Annotated in this window: 16 protein-coding genes and 1 other RNA gene; 14 read left to right on the top strand and 3 right to left on the bottom strand. The window is 41.3% G+C overall.

What is annotated here, in order from left to right:
• The first annotated feature begins 20 nt into the window (after window positions 1-20).
• The 12 genes from VF06_RS08420 (at window position 21) to VF06_RS08365 (ending at window position 10,830) form a co-directional block, all read left to right on the top strand.
• Window positions 21-1,202, top strand: a complete 1,182-nt coding sequence (locus VF06_RS08420; RefSeq protein ID WP_099067869.1) for a class I SAM-dependent methyltransferase — start codon at window positions 21-23, stop codon at window positions 1,200-1,202.
• A gap of 511 nt (window positions 1,203-1,713) precedes the next feature.
• Complete coding sequence (locus tag VF06_RS08415) at window positions 1,714-2,160, top strand: ATP synthase subunit I (protein ID WP_099067868.1); 447 nt, start codon at window positions 1,714-1,716, stop codon at window positions 2,158-2,160.
• Between the two features lie 62 nt (window positions 2,161-2,222).
• Window positions 2,223-2,984: a F0F1 ATP synthase subunit A gene (gene atpB / locus VF06_RS08410; protein WP_180267275.1), complete on the top strand. Its 762-nt coding sequence runs from the start codon at window positions 2,223-2,225 to the stop codon at window positions 2,982-2,984.
• 216 nt (window positions 2,985-3,200) lie between these two features.
• Window positions 3,201-3,449, top strand: a complete 249-nt coding sequence (gene atpE, locus VF06_RS08405) for an ATP synthase F0 subunit C (RefSeq protein WP_019493624.1) — start codon at window positions 3,201-3,203, stop codon at window positions 3,447-3,449.
• A 330-nt stretch (window positions 3,450-3,779) separates the two neighbouring features.
• Window positions 3,780-4,211: a F0F1 ATP synthase subunit B' gene (locus VF06_RS08400; protein ID WP_099067867.1), complete on the top strand. Its 432-nt coding sequence runs from the start codon at window positions 3,780-3,782 to the stop codon at window positions 4,209-4,211.
• Window positions 4,212-4,421: 210 nt separating this feature from the next.
• Window positions 4,422-4,994, top strand: coding sequence for a F0F1 ATP synthase subunit B (locus tag VF06_RS08395; protein ID WP_099067866.1), 573 nt, complete (start codon window positions 4,422-4,424; stop codon window positions 4,992-4,994).
• Window positions 4,991-5,545 (top strand): ATP synthase F1 subunit delta, encoded by a 555-nt coding sequence (gene atpH / locus VF06_RS08390; RefSeq protein ID WP_099067865.1) that lies wholly within the window; start codon window positions 4,991-4,993, stop codon window positions 5,543-5,545. The genes VF06_RS08395 and atpH overlap by 4 nt, the downstream gene beginning before the upstream one ends.
• 154 nt (window positions 5,546-5,699) lie before the next feature.
• Entirely contained in the window at window positions 5,700-7,220 is a 1,521-nt protein-coding gene (gene atpA / locus VF06_RS08385; protein ID WP_099067864.1) for a F0F1 ATP synthase subunit alpha, read from the top strand.
• A 166-nt stretch (window positions 7,221-7,386) separates the two neighbouring features.
• Window positions 7,387-8,334 (top strand): F0F1 ATP synthase subunit gamma, encoded by a 948-nt coding sequence (locus VF06_RS08380; protein WP_099067863.1) that lies wholly within the window; start codon window positions 7,387-7,389, stop codon window positions 8,332-8,334.
• 226 nt (window positions 8,335-8,560) lie between these two features.
• Window positions 8,561-9,508, top strand: a complete 948-nt coding sequence (locus VF06_RS08375) for a hypothetical protein (RefSeq protein ID WP_143861723.1) — start codon at window positions 8,561-8,563, stop codon at window positions 9,506-9,508.
• A gap of 301 nt (window positions 9,509-9,809) precedes the next feature.
• Window positions 9,810-10,199: a transfer-messenger RNA gene (gene ssrA, locus VF06_RS08370) on the top strand.
• 316 nt (window positions 10,200-10,515) lie between these two features.
• Window positions 10,516-10,830: a hypothetical protein gene (locus VF06_RS08365; RefSeq protein ID WP_099067861.1), complete on the top strand. Its 315-nt coding sequence runs from the start codon at window positions 10,516-10,518 to the stop codon at window positions 10,828-10,830.
• Between the two features lie 50 nt (window positions 10,831-10,880).
• Here VF06_RS08365 and VF06_RS40470 read toward each other — a convergent pair whose 3' ends face one another.
• The 3 genes from VF06_RS40470 to VF06_RS08350 form a co-directional block, all read right to left on the bottom strand.
• Entirely contained in the window at window positions 10,881-13,517 is a 2,637-nt protein-coding gene (locus tag VF06_RS40470; protein WP_099073031.1) for an AAA-like domain-containing protein, read from the bottom strand.
• Window positions 13,518-13,615: 98 nt separating this feature from the next.
• Window positions 13,616-14,881 carry an AAA-like domain-containing protein gene (locus VF06_RS08355; protein WP_099067860.1) on the bottom strand — a complete coding sequence of 422 codons (1,266 nt, stop codon included), beginning with the start codon at window positions 14,879-14,881 and terminating at the stop codon, window positions 13,616-13,618.
• Between the two features lie 227 nt (window positions 14,882-15,108).
• Window positions 15,109-15,555, bottom strand: a complete 447-nt coding sequence (locus VF06_RS08350; RefSeq protein ID WP_099067859.1) for a helix-turn-helix domain-containing protein — start codon at window positions 15,553-15,555, stop codon at window positions 15,109-15,111.
• Window positions 15,556-17,154: 1,599 nt separating this feature from the next.
• Here VF06_RS08350 and VF06_RS08345 point away from each other — a divergent pair.
• Together VF06_RS08345 and VF06_RS08340 are read left to right on the top strand one after the other, a co-directional pair.
• Window positions 17,155-18,873 carry a diflavin flavoprotein gene (locus tag VF06_RS08345; RefSeq protein WP_099067858.1) on the top strand — a complete coding sequence of 573 codons (1,719 nt, stop codon included), beginning with the start codon at window positions 17,155-17,157 and terminating at the stop codon, window positions 18,871-18,873.
• 228 nt (window positions 18,874-19,101) lie between these two features.
• The gene (locus VF06_RS08340) at window positions 19,102-20,814 is read left to right on the top strand and encodes a diflavin flavoprotein (RefSeq protein WP_099067857.1); all 1,713 of its coding nucleotides are present in this window, start codon (window positions 19,102-19,104) and stop codon (window positions 20,812-20,814) included.
• Window positions 20,815-20,816: the final 2 nt, after the last annotated feature.

Here is a 20,816-nt window from a genome sequence, read left to right as displayed (position 1 = left end):
CTGCTGCGTTATTCCTCATCATGTCGGATTCCCAAACTGTTAGTGCTGCCGTTGCCAAACTCTACAATACCTACCCCTTTCCGCCAGAAGCGTTGTTGGATGAACCACCTCCGGGGTATAATTGGCGGTGGAATTGGCTAGCCGCTTATAATTTCTGCACTGGTCAGAAACCCCAAAAGCAAGATGTCCGCATTTTAGATGCTGGTTGTGGTACAGGTGTAAGTACAGAGTACTTGGTTCACCTCAATCCTCAGGCTACTGTTGTGGGAATTGACCTCAGTAGCGGTGCTTTGGATATTGCCAAAGAACGTTGTCAGCGTTCTGGGGCTACCCGTGTTGAGTTTCGTCACCTCAGCTTATTTGATGCCCAACAGTTACCGGGTGAGTTTGATTTAATTAACTGCGTTGGTGTTTTGCATCATACCGCCGACCCAATTGGTGGTATTCAAGCCTTGGCGAAAAAGTTAGCCCCAGGCGGCTTGATGCACATTTTTGTCTATGGTGAGTTGGGACGTTGGGAAATTCAACTCATGCAAAAAGCGATCGCTATTCTCCAAGGTGACAAAAAAGGCGACTATCGCGATGGTGTCCAAGTCGGACGCAAGATATTTAACTCCCTACCAGAAAGCAATAGAATTGTCAAGTATGAAAAACAGCGTTGGTCGTTAGAAAACCATAAGGACGAACACTTTGCTGATATGTATGTTCATCCCCAGGAAATTGACTACAACATTGAAACGTTGTTTGAATTAATCGATGCTTCGGGGTTGGAGTTTATTGGGTTCTCGAATCCGAGTTTTTGGAATTTAGAGAGACTTTTGGGGAAAGCGCCGGAGTTGATAGAACGGGCACAAGGATTGAGCGATCGCCAACGTTATCGCCTGATAGAATTACTAGATCCAGAAGTCAGTCATTACGAATTTTTCCTCGGTCGTCCTCCACTAGTGAAAGCCGACTGGTCAGACGATAACGCCCTATTAGCAGCAATCCCGGAACTGAATCCATGTCTTGAGGGATTTCCCAGTCAATCGTTCTTTAATTACGATTATCAGATTGTGAAATTGTCAGTTCCAGAGTTGGAATTTATGCAAAGATGTGATGCTAATTCCACTGTGGCAGAGATTTTGGCAGGTGTGGAACTGGAATTAGATGCGGTGAGAAAGCTTATTCAACAGCAGCTGATTTTATTGACACCTGCTTAATGACAGTCTCATTTTTACTTTTGGTGATGGGCGATGGCCAATCGCGAATTTTGGCAAATCTGATGTAAATTAGAAAAGTGCCCCATCAACTGAATGTTGCACGCTTAAAAAGTGAGAATGTACTCGAATCCAGCACTGGTACAAAGTCTAAGAACAAGGCGCTATTTTACAAGTTCTGCTTTCCAATCAGCGCCTTTACTCCTCAATACCGACTTAGTTCCAACACCAAAATGCTGACGATCCAAAAATCTTGGAGGGCGATCGTTCACTGAAAAAAAGCTAAAATTTGCAGAAATTGGTAATTATTCAAGGATTAATTCTTGATTATTGCCACATTTTCTGATAACTGCTCATCAAACGCTCTGTTGTATAAGAGAGCGTGACTTTGTTTAGTTTTTCACACTGGTAAGAAGTTAATTGTTTTTTTCTAAAGTATTGTTACCGGATCGTGATATGATTCAGCTGACTGAATGTGCAGTCATTCTATTTAGCTGTACTACTTTCAAGTCCCGTGAGCTTGTCAGAAGAACCAATTGCACCGACTCCGATGACACGACAAGATGCTAAAACTGATTCTGAGAACACAGAAACAGAATCAGATAACTCAATGGGAGAGTTCTATCAACTTTACCAAAAGTTATTGGTAATCACACTTGTCTTGACGGGGATTATTTTTATCTCTGTGTGGATTTTTTATTCCTTAAACATTGCTCTCAATTATTTGATTGGAGCATGTACAGGTGTGGTTTACTTAAAAATGCTGGCTAAAGATGTTGAGCGACTCGGTGGTGAGAAAAAGCGTTTGAGCAAAACTCGTTTTGCTCTGTTTATTGGGGTGTTTGTATTGGCAACTCAATGGCATGAGCTTAAGATTTTGCCCATATTTTTGGGATTTCTAACTTACAAAGCCACGCTCCTCGTCTATACGGTGCAAACTGCGTTCATTCCTGATTCTTAAAAAATCAGGCTCACTAAAGACAATACTCCCAATCCTCGCTCGTTGGGGAAAATGCTTGAAGAATGCAAATGCTTAGTGTCTTAAACGCCTTTAATTCTTTTCCCCTCGCCGAATTAGAAGTAGGTCATCATTTCTACTGGCAGTTGGGCAATCTTAAAATTCATGGGCAAGTTTTTCTCACCTCGTGGTTTGTGATTAGCATTTTAGTAGTAGCTTCACTAGCTGCTACTCGCAATGCTCAAAGAATTCCCAAGGGTATCCAAAACTTGATGGAATATGCCCTGGAATTTATTCGAGATTTGGCAAAAAACCAACTTGGTGAGAAAGAGTATCGCCCTTGGGTACCATTTATTGGTACGTTATTCTTGTTTATTTTCGTATCGAACTGGTCAGGTGCGCTAATTCCCTGGAAGCTCATCAAGCTACCTTCGGGTGAATTGGCAGCTCCCACCAATGACATCAATACGACTGTTGCATTGGCACTGCTAACCTCTTTAGCGTATTTTTACGCGGGTTTTAGCAAGCGGGGTTTGGGCTACTTTAAGAAATATATAGAGCCAACACCCGTGCTGTTGCCCATCGCAATCCTAGAAGATTTTACTAAGCCCCTCTCCCTAAGCTTCCGTCTATTTGGCAATATATTGGCGGACGAATTGGTAGTAGCGGTGCTGGTTCTGCTAGTTCCTCTGTTTATACCTCTGCCTGTAATGGCTCTGGGTTTATTTACTAGCGCCATTCAAGCCCTAGTTTTTGCAACCCTAGCCGGAGCCTACATTCATGAGGCAATGGAGGGACATGGCGGAGAAGAGCATGAGGAGCATTAAATCAGTCAACAGTTAACAGTTATCAAGCTTGCGGCGCAAGTGACAATTGATAACTGATAAATGTTGAGCTTCTCAGTTGATAGCACAGTTCCAAGAGCGGTATGCGCTCAAAACATCGCAAAACGCGATTAGTGAGAACCCGGTGCAGCGTGGAAACCACGTTTCTAATCGTTAAGTTACTTTTGTTAGTTCTGTAATCAACCAAGGAAAATCAAAATGGATCCATTAGTTTCTGCTGCTTCAGTTCTAGCTGCTGCTCTAGCAATCGGTTTAGCTGCAATAGGTCCTGGTATCGGTCAAGGTAATGCTGCTGGACAAGCAGTAGAAGGTATTGCCCGTCAACCAGAAGCAGAAGGAAAAATTCGCGGTACTCTGCTATTAACCTTGGCGTTCATGGAATCCCTGACCATTTACGGTCTGGTAATTGCTCTGGTGCTGCTGTTTGCTAACCCCTTCTCAGCATAAGACCTCAAATTATGAGTGTGGAGACGTGAACCATCACGCCTCTACAATCTATGAGGTATTGGGGATTACCAATTTTAGATTTTAGATTTTGGATTTTGGATTATTAAGAGTTTCCGGTAGATATCCTGAAGCTACTTGGTGTCACAAATCTTAAATCATCAATCTCCAGAACAACGTACCCTTGCCTTGGGTTAGTGTTAATCCAAAATTGCAAATCTAAAATCCAAAATCCCTTGACCCTTCTTGGCTATGGGTCTGTAAAAAAAAATATCAAAGGTTGGATGATTTTGCAGGCCATGAAAATTGCTACTCCAGCCAAAGAGGAGAGAAATGTTTGATTTCGATGCTACCTTGCCCTTCATGGCATTGCAGTTCCTGTTATTGGCAGCTTTGTTGAATGTAATTTTCTATAAGCCACTCACCAAGGTACTAGACGATCGCGATAATTACATCCGAACGAATACCCTTGAGGCAAAAGAAAGCTTGGCGAAAGCCTCTCGGTTAGCCGCAGAATACGAGCAGCAGCTCGCAGATGCTCGCAGACAATCGCAAGCCATTCTAGAAGCAGCTCAGGTAGAAGCTAAGAAAATTACAGCTGAAAAAATCGCTGAGGCGCAAAAAGAAGCTCAGTCTCAACGAGAACAAGCTGCTATTGAAATAGAACAACAAAAGCAGGAAGCTTTACGTACCTTAGAGCAACGAGTTGATGCTCTCAGCAGACAAATTCTAGAAAAACTATTGGGACAACCTGTAGTTAGATAAGCTTACAGGACTAGTCCTGTGTCAACATAGGCGCAGCTGGGCATTAGTTCCAGAGCGCTAAATTAAGTGTCAAAAAAGGCACTTTTTTCCTTCGGGATGAAAGATACTTGATTTCCCTTCAGGATTTATTTACCTAATTCCCTTACGGGATTTATTTACTTAGTTTCCCTACGGGAAAAGACGAACGTACAGCAAGCAGCGCACTTGTAGATGGGTATCATGGGCACATTCTTATTACTTGCCGCAGAAGCGAACGCTGTTGGCTCTGAATTGGCAGAAGGCGCAGCAGAAGGTGGTTTCGGTCTAAATTTAGACATATTAGAAACCAACCTGATCAATCTAGCGATTCTGGTTGGCATATTATTCTACTTCGGACGTAAAGTTTTAAGCAACATCCTGAACGAGCGACAATCCAATATTGCCACCGCCATTCAGGAAGCAGAAGAGCGCTCAAAAGAGGCCAAGGTCGCCCTATCCCAAGCGCAAAAGCAATTAACTGAAGCTCAAGCAGAGGCAGAACGCATCCGCAAAGCTGCCGAAGAAAACGCCCAAAAAGCGAAAGAAGCTTTATTGGCGAAGGCTCAGCAAGATGTAGAACGCTTGAAACAAACAGCAGCAGCGGACTTAAACACCGAACAAGAGCGAGCGATCGCCCAACTGCGGCAGAGGGTAGCTACACTAGCATTACAAAGAGTCGAGTCGCAACTCAAAGGTGGAATTGCTGACGATGCTCAACAAAGTTTAATTGACCGCAGCATCGCACAATTGGGAGGCAGAGCATGACAAGTCAAGTTGCATTCGTCGAAATAGCTCAGCCTTATGCACAGGCACTTTTGTCAATAGCACAATCGAAAAATTTGACAGAAGAGTTCGGAGAAGATGCGCGGACTCTTATAAGCCTGCTCTCAACAAACAAAGAGCTACAAAGCTTCTTGGGCAACCCATTTATTCAGCCTGAGAACAAAAAATCTCTCATCAAACAACTAGTTGGTGAAGGCGGTAATCCCTACTTACGCAATTTCTTGCTCGTACTGGTAGATAAGCGGCGCATTGCCTTCTTGGAACCGATTTTACAGCAATATCTAGCGCTGTTGCGGCAGCTGAACCAAACCGTATTAGCGGAAGTAACTTCAGCCGTTCCCCTCACAGAAGCTCAACAGCAAGCAATTAGAGAAAAAGTGATTGCCATCACTAATGCTCGTCAAGTCGAACTGGAAACCAAAGTAGACGGCGAATTAATTGGTGGTGTGATTATTAAAGTCGGCTCTCAAGTTATTGACGCCAGTATCCGGGGTCAGCTGCGCCGCCTTTCATTGCGCTTAACTAGTGGCTAGAAATGAATTTTGGATTTTAGATTTTAGATTTTAGATTTCTCCCTGAATCCAAAATTAAAAATCTAAAATTGTCAAAGCACTCTTGTACGCGATTATATCGCGTCCCTCATCGCTCAGCACTGAATTCAGTCTCGAAAGCAAAATAGATAGACACATGAGCATATCAATTAGACCAGACGAAATCAGCAGTATTATCCAACAGCAAATCGAGCAATACGACCAAGAAGTCAAAGTTGCTAACGTCGGTACTGTTCTGCAAGTGGGTGACGGTATTGCCCGGATCTATGGTCTGGAAAAGGCTATGGCTGGAGAACTTTTGGAATTTGAAGACGGTACAGTTGGTATCGCCCAAAACTTGGAAGAAGACAACGTGGGCGCGGTACTAATGGGTGAAGGTCTGGAAATTCAAGAAGGTAGCTCTGTAACCGCCACTGGTAGAATTGCTCAGATTCCCGTGGGCGAAGCCTTAATTGGTCGGGTTGTCGATGCTTTGGGTCGTCCCATTGATGGTAAGGGAGACATCAAGTCCTCAGAAACCCGTTTGATTGAATCTCCAGCACCCGGTATCATTGCCCGTCGTTCCGTACACGAACCAATGCAAACGGGTATCACAGCTATCGACTCCATGATTCCCATTGGTCGCGGTCAACGGGAATTGATTATTGGCGACCGCCAAACCGGTAAAACTGCGATCGCCATTGACACAATCATCAACCAAAAAGAAGAAGATGTAATCTGTGTCTACGTTGCAGTTGGTCAAAAAGCTTCCACCGTAGCTAACGTAGTACAAACACTGCAAGAAAAAGGCGCACTTGATTACACCATCGTCGTTGCCGCTAATGCCAGTGACCCAGCCACCTTACAATACCTAGCTCCCTACACAGGTGCAACCATCGCTGAGTACTTCATGTACAAAGGCAAAGCCACCCTGGTAGTTTACGATGACCTCTCCAAGCAAGCCCAAGCCTATCGGCAAATGTCCTTGCTGTTGCGTCGTCCACCAGGACGGGAAGCTTACCCTGGTGATGTATTCTACATCCACTCCCGCTTGCTAGAACGGGCAGCCAAGCTCAGCGATGAATTAGGTAAAGGTAGTATGACCGCCCTACCAATCATCGAAACCCAAGCTGGTGACGTTTCCGCATACATCCCCACCAATGTAATTTCCATTACAGACGGTCAGATATTCTTGTCTTCTGACTTGTTCAACGCTGGTATCCGTCCTGCTGTAAACCCTGGTATTTCCGTATCCCGCGTAGGTTCTGCGGCTCAAACCAAGGCAATGAAAAAAGTTGCCGGTAAAATTAAACTGGAACTGGCGCAATTTGACGATTTGCAAGCCTTCGCGCAATTTGCTTCTGACTTAGATAAAGCCACCCAAGACCAATTGGCACGGGGTCAACGCCTGCGGGAATTGCTCAAGCAACCCCAAAACGCTCCTCTGTCTGTATACGAGCAAGTAGCAATTCTGTATGCTGGTATTAACGGTTACTTAGACGACATACCAGTAGAAAAAGTTACTGCCTTCACTCAAGGTCTGCGGGAATACTTAAAGACAGGTAAACCCCAGTACGCCCAAGCAGTACAAACCAAGAAAGTACTAGATGCCGATGAAGAAGCAGCTTTGAAGGAAGCACTCACCGAATACAAAAAGACCTTCAAAGCAACAGCGTAACAATTTTGGATTTTGGATTTTGGATTTTGGATTAAATCTAAAATCCAGAATTCCTAATCTAAAATTTCAAATCGGATTTTGGATTGGTGGATTTTTGACTCAGGATTAAATCTAAAATCCGAAATTCCAAATCTAAAATCTAAAATCTAAAATCTAAAATCGGAACATGGCCAATCTTAAAGCAATACGCGATCGCATTCAGTCGGTCAAAAACACCAAAAAAATTACAGAAGCCATGCGCCTAGTTGCGGCGGCTAGAGTACGCCGGGCGCAAGAACAAGTGCTAGCAACTCGCCCCTTTGCCGATCGCTTGGCACAAGTATTGTATGGTCTGCAAACCCGTCTGCGGTTTGAAGAAGCAAACTTACCACTGTTGAAAAAACGCCAAGTTAAGTCCGTGGCGCTTTTAGTTGTCTCTGGCGATCGGGGTCTGTGCGGTGGCTACAACACTAACGTTATTCGTCGTGCCGAAAACCGGGCCAAGGAACTCAAGGCAGAAGGTATAGATTATCAGTTTGTGATTGTCGGCCGGAAAGCTACACAGTACTTTCAACGTCGCAATCAACCCATTGATTCTACCTACAGCGGCTTAGAGCAAATTCCCACCGCAGCCGAAGCTACTCAAATTGCCGACCAGCTACTTTCGTTGTTCCTTTCAGAAGAAGTAGACCGGGTTGAATTAATCTATACCAGATTTGTGTCTTTGGTTAGCTCTCGTCCTGTAGTACAAACTCTGTTACCCTTAGATGCCCAAGGTCTAGAAACAGGAGATGATGAAATTTTCCGCTTGACAACCCGTGGCGGCCAATTTCAAGTCGAACGCGAGAAAGTCACAAAGCAAGTGCGGCCGTTGGCTCCTGACATGATTTTCGAGCAAGATCCCTTACAGATTCTTGATTCTTTGTTACCCCTGTATCTGAGTAACCAACTATTACGGGCGCTGCAAGAATCCGCAGCTAGCGAACTAGCAGCCCGGATGACGGCGATGAGTAATGCCAGTGACAATGCTGGTGAATTGATTAACACCCTCACCCTGTCTTACAACAAAGCCAGACAAGCGGCAATTACCCAAGAACTGCTTGAGGTTGTGGGTGGTGCAGAGGCATTAACTTAGAACTCAATTGTTAACTATTACTAATAGCTAATCACTGGTAACTTTCAAACTAGCGATTAGCTATTTTTAGTTTTGAGGTTGCTGTGATATGGGAATTTAAGGAAAGAAGTGTTTCTTCGATTAGTAGGAAAACTCTATATAAATATTCAATTCTTGTCATCAATTAACTATTTACCGAACCCTTTGTCTTGTTTAGAAAAGTGTCTAATAAAGTAGAAATTACATCATGCAGAGAAGACAAATTCTTTGGGGTTGGATGATAGCGTTTATGCTATCTTATTCTGGTTTTGGTACTATTCTGTACTTATCTTCTGCTCCACTTAGTGCTTGGGCTTTGGTTTTATCTGGTGCTTTTGCTTGGGCTGTGGTTGAAGCTGAATCTTGGGGTTTAGTTGGAGCTGAAGGTGTGGGTTATATTGACAGTTGTTCGATTTTTTATGGGACTGTATTTGGGGTTATGGCTTGGGCTGGGGTTGAAACTGTGGCTTCGGCAGGAGCATTGGCTTTAGCTATATCCGTTGTTGTTATTGGATCTTTGGTTTGGCCTATAGCTTTTGCTTGGGCTGTGGTTGGGTATGGAGCTATGGTTATTGTAGCTGTGGTTGGCGGTATAGCTTGGAGCGTAGGATTATTTTTAGCTTACACTTGGGCTTTGTCTGGATCGTTGGCTGTAGCTTTATCCGGAAGTTTAGCTGTGACAGTAGCTTTGTCTATAACTTTGGTTTTGTCTGGAATTCGGGCTTTATCTTTGTTTGGATCTGTGGCTTGGGCTAGTCTTGTGGCTTTGGGTTGGGCTGGGGCTTGGGCTTTGTTTGGGTCTTTAGCTTTAGCTTTGCCTGGAAATTTGTCTGCGAACATAGTTGGATCTGTTGTAAAAGCTGTGGTTGTGGCTGGATTTTTGGCAATGGCTGGAGCTTGGGCGTTGTTTGGCACTAGCAAAGCTGTGACTATAGTTTTGAGTATGGTTGTGGTTCTGTTTGTGGCTTCGGCTACATCTGGATTTGGGGCGATTGTTTTGCTTGTGGCTTGGTTTTTGTTAAAAGTTGCAGATGAATCATTGATATCTTTCAATAGATGGGAAAGATTTTTCATTCTAGCTGGGACTTCTCTTATGGGTTTAGGAATAGGCTGGTTAATTGGTTTAGGATGTCTGTTGATGAATATTGCCAAATAAGAGCTACAGCAATCCGGAATCTTTCGTGAGAAAATACTGAAGAGTATAAATGTAATATATAAAACTCAATCTAGGCTGTACTAATGTGGATGCGATCGCTATAATCAGGTTTCGAGATTATTCTCTGCTGAAAGTAACAAAAGAGTGATTATTATCTTAATCTGGCAATCTTGCAGAGCTAGCTAACTTTGCTTGTAGTTTGACTCATGACAGTTAAGCTTGGTTAATGGAAGTTTAATATTTCTTTGTCATCTGGCGACACATTTCGGTGACAGAAAACTATAATATATGTATAGCGCATGGGTCCGTCACGGTTTCGACAGGTTGGCGAACGCTGCTCTGTGATTCAGGTCGAGAGTGAGTCATCTCTCGGAAATCAAAGGCTCAAAACAAAAGTAAATGCGAATAACATCGTAAAATTTGCTCGTCGGGAAGCTCTAGTAGCTGCCTAAAACGCCTCTTATAGGTTCGAGCGTCTTTAGTCCGACTCCGTTAAGGGCTAGGGACAAACCCCAACGGATGCTCTAGCAAGCGTTCTCTGGTTGGCTTGCTGGCTAAGATTAAACCAGAGCATCCTACGTTCGGGATAATGAACGATTCCCGCCTTGAGGATCAGATAGGCTAAACCTGTGAATGAGCGGGGGGTCAATACCCAATTTGGACAGCAGTTCGACTCTGCTCGGATCCACTAAAATAAAAACTAACAAATCCACCTGATAATTTGATATCAAGGTGGATTTTGTTTTTTGCTGTCTTGAAGAAGAATACACAATTCAGCGTAGGCTCTCTGGTTATCTATCTCAACTAAACAATGTATCTCTAAATTGAAATCTGCTCTAAAAATTTTAAGTCATTAATAAGCCAGTAAAAAGTCTTTTGTCGCTGAAATTTTTCAGTTCTAATCTCAGTCAGCGTTCAGGTTTAATGGAATTAAATTAATTCATGGAATTGAGCTAATAAAAGAATCAATTCATAACTCCAAATCTAAAATGAGAGGAACCTGCGCCATGAGACAGAACATTATTATCAGGATTGAATCAGATAGCATTAAAACAAACCAAGTTTCAGAAACCGCAGCAGTATCGTCAATTACTGAAGTATCAGAGCAAGTTTCTTGTGTGGGAACTCCTCTGCAAACAGACCGATGGATTTACCGAATTGTTGTTGGTGCATTGGCATTAACTTTAGTATCTTGTATTGGCAGTACAGTCTGGCTGCAAGCCAATGATAAGAAAATTCCTGAAATTCTCATTGGACTTGGGACGGGTGCTTTAGGTGGCTTGGCAGGACTTTTAGCGCCTACTCCAACCAAAGAATATTAGAGTGAAGATGTTGAGCGATCGCATTTTTAGTTTACTGTAGTTGCGATCGCTCATTTCCCAGAATCAACCAGTTGAAAACAAAATTCCATACCTCTAGAACAATTTTCACTTTTAACTACTTTTACAAGTACCGGTTTTTTACCTTGAATATTCATAGATTGAAGTTTTTCCAACACAGTTGAACGAGAAGGTGTGTTAGACGCTGATAAAGCTTCAATGAAATCTTGAGTCGCATTATAAGTACCAGCAGTGCGCCAACTTACCTGCCCTCCCCACATATCCATAGCTTTCTCTGCAAATTCTTTTGCGTCTGGTGTACCTGCAAACCAGGGGACAGGTACAACCATATTTTTTAAAGCTGCTCCACCTGCTTTTAAAGTATCTGAGCTATAAAAAGTAGGTGACACCAGCAGCAACTTGTTTTGAATATTAGTCTGACTATTTCGTAAACGGGCAATTTGAATAGCGATAGGAATTATATCTACATTGGGAAATAAAATAAGTGCATCAGCTTGATTTAATTCATTAGTTAAAGCTTTATCATTTATATCTAGTTTAGGATCCGTCAAATCTACTTTTTGAATAATTACTTTTTTTTCTTTCAAAAGATTTTCCAATGCCATTGTTAGACTTTTACTGTATGTTTCTTCTGGTTGATAGAAAATCATAGCTCGTTTTACATTCTTACTTACAGCATATTTGGCTAGCTGTTCAACAAGTAAATTATCGATAGTAACTGTCCTGAAAAAAACTTTACCTTTTAAATAGCTACTACTGCTAGTGGGGGATATCATCGCTAAGCCAACTTTTTCATACTCTGGTAATGCTGATAAACTAGCACTACTACTATAATGTCCAATTACCCCTAAAACATTTGAATCTCTAATCAAGCTGCGGGCGATTTTTGCAGCTTGGATTGGTTCAGTGTCATCATTGGCAATTACAATCTGTAATAAGGGAGTATTTGTTTTTATATGTTTCTCGTTAAAATTATTTTGTGCTTGTGCTACTCCTCTTAATATTTCTTGAGCAACTGCTTTTCTGGCATTTACAGGTATGACAACTGCTAAGGTTAGAGGATTACCTTGTTGATTTGCACGTGCATTATTATAGTAAATCCAGACTTCTGGATCGTTGCGATTAGCTCCTATAGCTTTTTTGAAGGATTCAATAGCTCTGGAATACTCTTTTTTTTTAAAAGCCTCATTCCCAATGAGAATATCAAAATTCGTATCTATATCACGGAAAAAAGTGCGCTCACCTTTACTCAAACGTTCTGGTTCTGCTAAAGCTACTGATGAGCTATATAAATAAATTAAATTAGTAATCTCTTGTTGAAATACTACAATGATGCTATTTACAAATATTGTGCTAGCTAATAACCCTACAACAAATCTTTGCTGAGATAGTTTTTTTAATTCTTGACTAGCAGTTAAAAACTGATAATCTTGAACGCTCAAACTTTTATCTTTTGCCCATTGCCATGCATATTGTAATGCTTTACCGCGTAAAAGTTGTGATTTGTCCTGACAACTAGAATTTAACCAAACAGTTATTGCTTTTGAATATGGTCGCAGATTACTTAATGTCATGTCAACCCAACTGCGGTCAAAAACTGATTTATAAATGCGGTTATAAACTTTTAATTTACCTTGACGTTTCACTACTAGTCCTGATAGTTGCAATTGCATTTGTTCTGGACTTTTATCTACTGCTATTTCACCATATTGTAGAATTTGGCGATATAGTCCTAATAGCTGGCGAATATGTTGTTCGTTACTGAAAATGCGATTTCTAATTGTCTTTAAATGTTCTGGCTCATCATTGGCTTCCCAGTTTGTCAGAATATGATTTTGTACAATAGTCTCGACCCATTCGGCATCAGTACATCTACGATTAAATAACAAGCTTTTTGACTTTTGCACAATGAGCTTACATAATTTTTGGGTGAGAAATGGTTGACCACCCGTCCAAATTAAAACTTCTTTTAATAAAGCTGGGAAATTTCCTACCTTAGTTAAACCGTTAGCTAAATTTGCTGCTTCATCTAACTCAAAGCCTGTGAGTTCAATTGCTCGACCAATATTAAATGGCGTGCGATTTTTGTCACTAATTAAATCTGAAGGTGTCGCCACACCTAACAATACAAATGTCAATCGCTTATAATCTGGATTCTCACTTCGCTTGTTATAAAAACCTCTGATAACTGCAAAAAAGTCATCATTGAATTTTAAACTAAAGAGACTATCAATTTCATCAATAAAAATCACTATCTCATGAGAAATTTGCTTGAGCAGCACTTGTTCAATAAATTCTACCAAACACTGGACTGGAGAAAGTAATTCACGCTCTTGCCACCAGGTCTGCAAGTGAAAATTTTCTGATATTTCAAAACTATTGACAAGACTTCTAATTAAGCCTCCATACCACTGCTTTGGGGTTACTTCTTGAGTACCGATCGCTGTAATATCAATAGCAGCACAAGCAATACCTTCCTTGAGTAGCTTTTGCATGATTTGTACGCGCAAACTTGACTTGCCCATCTGGCGGCAATTTAATATGCAACAAAACTCCCTTGCTTTGAGAGCATGATACAGTTCATCATCTGCTTGACGGCGCACATAGCTAGGAGCATCAGCAGGTAAACTACCCCCCACTTGATAAATTAAATTAGCTTCTGCATCCATATATTCAACTTAAAAATTTTATTTACTTATCTAAATAGAGCAAGCAATTACAAAAGCTTGTTATTTATTAACTTTATTTGTTGAACTGCAAACTCAGTCTAATCAAAAAGGCGATCGCCGAAATATTCTTGATACAATTTACAGCTAATTGTTACCTCATTTTTTAATAAATTTATTAGTCCCATGCTGTGCAATTTATATGCCTGCATTGGTTCTATTCGTACACTTGTATTTGCTGCAACAATTGTTTTTAGTGCTGTCACTAATTCTGAATGCTGTTGAATCTCCCACCAATATCGCCGCAAATGAGAGCCATAAATTCCCGCTTCTGTACAAGCAGTTTGCAAAATTTCTTCCAGGCTAATACTCTGATTGTTTTTCAAATGAAAGAAAATCTGTTGCACTAAATATGGATGTCCGCCTATCATATCCATCAACAGATTAACTTCAGTCAAATCCCAAGAAAAGCCCTGCTGTTGAGCTAAATTCTGTACTTGTTCCGGGGTAAATTTTGGTAACTCTATTGATTCTCCAACATTAAATGGTGATTCATTAATTTTCAGCGGAATATAAGCTTCTGTAGAGTGAGCGACCACCAATCTCAGTCTTTGCCAAATAGGACGAATTTTTGCTTCTTCGTGCCAAGCTCGCAAAAGTCCTAAAAATTCCGTAGCCACTGTTTGATGTGGAAAAACCCGCTCCACTTCATCCAACCATAACACCAAAGGACTTTCTGTTTTTGCCAGTAAATATTTTTCAAAATATATCTTGCAGTCTACCTTGCTGGTAGAGAATTGCTCATCCCAATAATCAGCAAGTTTGTTTGGCATTTGTAGAGTTTGACCAACACTGATACAAAACCACTTCAAAAATTTATTCAGACTGCTAAAGTCTTCTAACTCTGCATAATGAAGGTTTAACGGGACGGTTCGATATCCTCGCTTTGCTAATTTTTGCAAAACCTTAGCCATTAAAGATGTCTTACCCATCAAACCAGGTGCTTTAATCCGCAATAAAGCACCCGGTCGCAAAAGGATTTCATAACAAAGAGATTCAATGGGAGGACGTTCTACATAAACAAAGTCAGATTCCGCCTCACAGACAAACGGCTCTTGAATTTTAGTTTTACTGTTGCTGTCGTCGTAGTCAAGAACTGCGATCGCTTGCCAATCTTGTCCCAATTTGAGACAAATTTCTTGAAAATACCAAAAATCAACAGGTTTACCGTTGAGGAAGTTACTAACTGTCGCTAGGGAACATTTTAACTCCTCGGCTAAATCTTTTTGGCGTGAAAAACCATAACGTTTTACAGCCAACTTGACTTTTTCAATACAATCTTTGCGAACTGTAACCGATCGTGCCATAGCTAGGTTTTTGAACGGCAAGATGCTCAGATTATACAGTTTGTTTTCTGCGTTCCTCAAAAACTCAGTTATAAGTCAGTTTTTTACGTGACTCAAAAAAGAGGAAACAGACGTAAACACCTCAAACCTTTTTCATTCAAGGATTTCCAAGTAAAAAATATTTAATAGAAGACTGTTTACTGTTGACTGTTAATTGTGAACCGTCAACAGTCAACGCTTTAATTATTCTACTTCTGGAGTGGTACGGGTAAATTGTCAAACTTTCTTTGCCTTTTTTTCAGTACCCGCCGTAGCCGATCTGCACTTAAATTTACTTGACGCTCAGATGCGAGTTTTTGTGCTAACTCTTTAGAATTATAAGCCTTTGCTTCATGAGTTAAGCAGTTTTCTAGATAAATCAAATCTGATTCCGAATATCGGGGTTTTCCTCCTCGTCCAGGTGCATCCCATAAGCCTGCTAACCCCGACTTTTTCCAGCGATGGAGGGTTTGGCGTACTGTTGAAATCGCCCAGTTCAAGCCTTTAGCAATTTCCTCATTTTTTAAGCCACGAGCATTCAATAATAAAACTTGGGCACGATCCTTTGTACGTTGAGGAATATCTTTAGCTTTTCTTAACTCTTCTAAAGTCTGCTTTTCTTCTTCAGTGAGAAAAACTTTCAATCGGCATCCCATAAACAAGAACCTTTCACACAGTCAAAGAATTTTGGATTTTGGATTTTGGATTGACCCCGGCCACTAGGGTGCAGGGTTTGAGGATTTTAAATTTTTGATTTTGGATTTGTTGCGACCACTAGGGACGGGGCATAAACTAAAAAAATCTAAAATCAGCAATCTAAAATCTAAAATTGGCACAGTCAATATTTGGCATTTTTACATCTATATCAGACCTTTCAATTGAGACGGCACACATGCAAATAATACATATAAATTCAAAAATAAGTATTAATGCTACCGTAGTCTATTTTGATGGCTTCTACACACAACCTCTCGGCTTCAGAACATTTTAAAAATCGTAAATTCACAGGGAAAATTAGGCATCTTTAACAATAGAGCCTCCACCTGTATAAGTATATTTTTTGCATAATCAGATACCGTAACTAATAGCTATAAAGCCATTTTTTTGGTTTTATCTTGATTAATACCCAATGTCAATCCTATAAAAATGTATCATTAGTCTTTTTCAATCCTTTGTATTCTTACAGGTATTTTATCGAAACTTTAAAAAAATTTTGCTGCCATTTGAGAATTAGATGGATGAACAGAAAAATGAATCTATAGTCTCAGTTTTTTATTCTACTGGTTTGAGGTAATTAGTTTTGATTATCTCCGAAAAGATACTTGCTTCCTCTAGTTTACATAATTTTTACATTCTAGTATCAATATTTTCCCTTGAGAAAACAAAATATGTAATATCCATTGAAAAAAATACTGCTGTTTCCTTACTAGGTGATGATTATCAAAAATCTCTCACAATTTTTCTTACTTTTCTTACTTTTCTTACTTTTCTTACTTTTTTATTTAGTTAAGCCATTACATATTTAACTTACATCTGCTTTGATGTTAGGTGTTGAGTGACAGTTGCTACAACCCTCTTAAGCAATGTAATCCACTATCAATACTTGTCGGGTTTTGGGGAAAAGTGGAAAGAAAAAACCTTTACCCTTTAACCCCTTCGGGGTGACGCTCCTTCGTCGCTAACGCTGACGCTAACGCCAGTCGCTCATGGGGGAAACCCCCAAGACCGCGCTGGCTCACCTTTTCCCAAAACCAAATTCAGAGTTGAAAATGCACAAAGCAAGCAGTATTGAATCCACTGTATATTGCTGAGTATTAAAAATTCATCGTCAATAGTCAATGAATTTAATAAGCGAGCGCGCAATTTATAAGTTTAATAGTCGATTAAATTCAGAAACAAGAGGATTCTAAATTTATCTTAGAGTAACCTCAAATTTAATCATATAAATAAATTTTAGATTCATTTAAATTTTGGATATCTGGGATAATTTTCGATTATTATCTTTCAAAAATATGATGCACATGATATTTTATAACTATCAGTTATTTGAGAATTAGCAAAAACAGATACTCAGTAAATAAGAAGATATAAATTAGTATTTAGTAGATTTTTTGAGTTAAAAAAAATGCTAAAAAATAGCAATAATTAATACAAGTTAAAAATTGCAAAAACTGATATTTATTACAACTTTCAAAAAAATTAATAGAGATAATGGGGGCAGAAGAAATCTAAAAATTTGCGCTCGGAGACGGATAATGGTAGCGATCGCAGAGAACGTTCAACATCGGCTAACTATACAAACTGTAGAAATTGCCCCTAATACAACGGCGATTCGCTCTCTTGATTGGGATCGCGATCGCTTCGATATCGAATTCGGACTGCAAAATGGTACAACCTACAATTCATATCTCATTAGGGGCGAACAAACAGTTTTAATTGATACTTCTCACCAGAAGTTTCGCCAGCTGTATTTAGACACCTTAAAAAGTCTTGTTAATCCCAAGACAATAGATTACATAATTGTTAGTCACACAGAGCCAGATCATAGCGGCTTGGTGGAAGATGTGCTTCAGTTAGCGCCGAGAGCCACTGTTTTGGCTTCTAAAGTTGCATTACAATTTTTGGAAGGTTTAGTACACGATCCATTTTCCAAACGGATTGTTAAAAGTGGCGATCGCATAGATATTGGCAAAGGACACGAAATTGAATTCGTGAGTGCGCCTAATCTGCACTGGCCGGACACAATCTTTAGCTACGACCGCAAAACCCAAATCATCTATACCTGTGATGCCTTTGGGATGCACTTTTGTGACAATCGCACCTTTGACGAAGATTTAGAAGCCATCGAAGCTGACTTTAGATTTTACTACGACTGCTTGATGGGGCCTAACGCTCGTTCTCTGCTGAATGCCATGAAGAGAATGGGTGAATTGGGGAAAATTAATATTATCGCCAACGGTCACGGCCCATTACTGTATCACCATCTAGACGTTCTCACTGGATGTTACGAAACTTGGAGCCAAAGACAAGCTAAAGCAGAAACAACAGTTGGCTTATTCTTTGTTTCAGATTATGGACATGCTGAACGCCTTGGTCATGCAATTGCCGAGGGAATTCAGAAAACAGGAGTTGGGGTAGAAGTCTTAGATCTGAGTACAGCCCAAAGCCAAGAAATTCAAGAGCTAGCTGGTAGAGCCTCTGGCATCATTATTGGTATGCCACCAAGCACCAGCGCCGCCGCCCAAGCTAGCATCAGTTCCCTATTAGCCGTAATTCGCAACAAGCAAGTGGTTGGGCTATTTGAATGCTATGGCGGAGATGATGAACCCATTGATACACTGCGGAGAAAATTCATCGACCTGGGTGTCAAAGAAGCCTTCCCGGCCATTCGCATTAGAGAAGCTCCCACCGCATCCACATTCCAACTGTGTGAAGAAGCTGGTACAGACTTGGGTCAATTGCTGGTGCGCGATCGCAACATCAAGCAAATCAAATCCATCGATGTGAACCTGGAAAAAGCCCTGGGTCGGATTAGCAACGGACTATACATCGTCACCGCCAAAAAAGGTGACGTTAGCAGCGCCATGCTAGCCTCCTGGGTATCGCAAGCAAGCTTGCAACCATTAGGATTCACAATTGCCGTTGCTAAAGACCGGGCCATTGATTCGTTAATGCAAGTAGGCGATCGCTTCGTCCTCAACGTGTTGGAAGAAGGCAACTATCAAGAACTTAAAAAGCACTTCCTCAAACGCTTGCATCCTGGTGCTGACAGATTTGCCGGAGTGAAAACTCAAACCGCCAAAAACGGCTCTCCAATTCTCACCGATGCCTTAGCATACATGGAATGTGAAGTCCAGAGCAGTATGGAGTGCAGCGACCACTGGATTGTATACTGCACCGTCCAAGACGGTCGTGTTTCCAAAGCCGATGCATTGACAGCCGTTCGTCATCGCAAAGTTGGAAATTATTACTAGGGAATAGGGCAAAACCCTCCGGGTAGGGAAAAGGGAAAAGGGGAAAGGCGCAAAGTTGGAGCAAAAGTCTCCTTTGATCCAAACTTTGTAAGAGAAGACAAGGAGGGATCTTTCCTTTCCCCTTTGCCCCTTCCCCTTTCCCCCTTGCCCTTTGCCCTTTGGCGTTACCATCTCCCTCATCTCCCCCAATGCCCAATTCCCAATTCCCAATTCCCACATTTAACAACTATGATCAATTCCAAGCCACGCGACGTACAAGTTTTACCAATTGCTACAAATAGTAAGGCTCTCAGGGCACGTAGTTGGTCACGTCTGCGGTTTGAAATTGAATACGCACTTGAAAGAGGTACTACCTCCAATTGCTATTTAATTGAAGCTGATAAAACCGCACTCATCGATCCACCGCCAGAAAGCTTTACGGAAATTTATTTAGAGGCATTGCGGCAAACTTTAGATTTGACACGTTTAGATTACGTAATCTTAGGTCATTTTAATCCCAATCGAGTTGCAACCCTCAAAGCAATTTTAGAATTAGCACCACAGGTAACTTTTGTTTGTTCTCTTCCTGGTGCTAACAATTTGCGTGCTGCTTTCTTAGACCGGGATTTGCAAGTCTTGGTGATGCGGGGGAAAGAAACTCTGGATTTGGGCAAAGGTCATGTTTTAAAATTCCTTCCTATTCCTAGTCCGCGCTGGCCGGAAGGACTTTGTACCTACGACCAACAAACTCAAATTCTCTACACAGATAAGTTGTTTGCAACTCATATCTGTGGAGATGAAGCCTTTGACGATAATCCTGAGGCCCTTAAAGAAGACCAGCGTTATTACTTTAACTGTCTGATGGCTCCCCAAGCTCGTCACGTGCAAGCGGCTTTGGAGAAAATATCAGACTTGCAAGTGAGAATGTATGCTGTGGGTCACGGGCCAATAGTACGCACCGGCTTAATCCAGCTGACTAAAGCTTATGGAGAATGGAGTCGTTCTCAAAACGATCGCGAAATTTCCGTGGCTTTACTTTATGCTTCGGCTTACGGAAACACAGCGACTTTAGCACAAGCCATCGCCCTGGGACTGACCAAAGGCGGAGTGGCGGTGAAATCAATTAACTGCGAATTTGCCACCCCTGATGAAATTCGCATTAACTTACAAGAGTCAGATGGTTTTATCATCGGTTCTCCCACCATCGGCGGTCATGCACCAACTCCCATTCATACTGCTTTAGGTATTGTGTTATCGAGTGGTGACAACAGCAAACTGGCTGGGGTGTTTGGTTCCTACGGCTGGAGTGGCGAAGCATTCGATTTAATTGAAGGTAAACTCCGGGATGCTGGATATCGTTTGGGATTTGAGACTCTGAAGGTGAAATTTAAGCCTGATGATGTGACTCTCAAATTCTGTGAAGAAGTAGGTACAGATTTTGCCCAAGCCTTGAGAAAGGCGAAAAAAGTGCGCGTACCCCAACAAGCTGCAACTCCAGTGGAACAAGCTGTGGGTCGAATTGTTGGTTCCGTTTGCGTGCTGACAGCAAAGCAAGGAGAAGTATCTACTGGGATGCTAGGCGCTTGGGTTTCTCAAGCTACCTTTAATCCACCTGGAATTACTGTAGCGATCGCCAAAGATCGAGCAATGGAATCTTTAATGTATTCTGGTGGTAAATTTGCCTTAAATATTCTACCTGAAGGCAATCATCAAGATTACATAAAGCATTTCCGTAAATCTTTTGCCCCTGGAGAAGACCGATTTGCCAACTTTAGCACAGCAGTTGCAGATAACGGCTGTACTGTTCTTACCGACGCTTTGGCATATTTGGAATGCTCAGTTAACCAACGTATGGAATGCGGCGACCACTGGGTTGTATATGCAACTGTAGATGAAGGTAAGTTGCTCAAACCTGATGCTGTAACTGCCATCAACCATCGTAAAACCGGCACTCATTACTAAAG

The organism is Nostoc linckia z4, from assembly GCF_002608075.1.
GTDB lineage: Bacteria > Cyanobacteriota > Cyanobacteriia > Cyanobacteriales > Nostocaceae > Nostoc > Nostoc linckia.
This window is presented reverse-complemented; position numbering and strand designations above follow the sequence as displayed.